General features: G+C 37.9%; 1 protein-coding gene. It reads right to left on the bottom strand.

Annotated elements, in window-relative coordinates; genetic code table 11:
* Positions 1-243 precede the first annotated feature (243 nt).
* The gene (locus AB1422_19650; GenBank protein MEW6621517.1) at positions 244-846 is read right to left on the bottom strand and encodes an electron transport complex subunit E; all 603 of its coding nucleotides are present in this window, start codon (positions 844-846) and stop codon (positions 244-246) included.
* Positions 847-1,006: the final 160 nt, after the last annotated feature.

Genomic DNA, 1,006 nt, shown 5'->3' with positions numbered 1-1,006 from the left:
AGCGAATTAGTGAATTAGAGATTAGCGAATTAGTATAGTATCCACAGACTCGTATCCTCTGGTTTAGAACACATATTCCCCCTTAATAAAGGGGGTTAGGGGGTTGTCCTTCTCCCATTTTCATTGCTCTTTGTGAGCCCTGGCTCATGTCCGTTTCCCCTGAAAATCGGGATTCGGATTTCGGGGTTCGGGGATTCTTTTATTCCCGAAGCCCGAGTCCCGAATCCCCAATCCCGAATCCTTTTATTTTTTACACTGTAGAGTAAACCTTCGCTCATACCAATTAAAAAATCCCATTAATAGTCCGACCAATAAAAATGCCCCGGGAGAGAAAAGCATCATCAATACTGGTTTAAAGTTATGTCCCATAACATCATATCCAAAGATAGACCCTGAACCAAGAATTTCACGAATAACTCCTAACACGACCATTGCCAGGGTAAAACCTGTTCCCATCCCCAGACCATCCAGAAATGATTTTCCAACCGGATTTTTAGAGGCAAATACCTCAGCTCGGGCTAAAATAATAGCAAAGACAACAATTAAGGCAATAAACATACCTAAGGAAGCATATAATGCCGGCAGATAGGCATGAAGGAAAGATTCAACTAAAGTTACCAGAACAGCAATTATCGTTAAATATGCCGGCACTCTAATTTTATGGTGAATAACATTTCGGGCTAATGAGACAATAACATTTGACGAAGTAATCACAAATAAAACACATAAACCCATTCCCAATCCATTAAATGCCGTATTAGACACGGCTAAAGAAGGGCATAAGGCTAAGGCTAATCTAAATATAGGATTTTCATTAAATACACCATTTAAAAATATCTTAAGCATCTAAAACCTCCTATTTTTTTCAACTTCTTAGAGTTCTGGTAAGCGTTCAGGTGGTGTAACAAAAGGAGATGTGGAGATTAAGGAGATAGGGAGATATTATTAAAAAAATTGAAATTAATAGAAACTAATAGAAATTTATGGAAATTTGTTGTTTTCCACA

Source organism: bacterium, from assembly GCA_040757115.1.
In the GTDB taxonomy this organism is placed as follows: domain Bacteria; phylum UBA9089; class CG2-30-40-21; order CG2-30-40-21; family SBAY01; genus JBFLXS01.
Note: the sequence above shows the minus strand (reverse complement) of the source record. Positions and strands in the feature narration are given on the sequence as shown.

Bases quoted from the DNA above. Each gene is read 5' to 3' on its own strand.
- AB1422_19650 (MEW6621517.1), bottom strand. From the start codon at position 846: ATGCTTAAGATATTTTTAAATGGTGTATTTAATGAAAATCCTATATTT.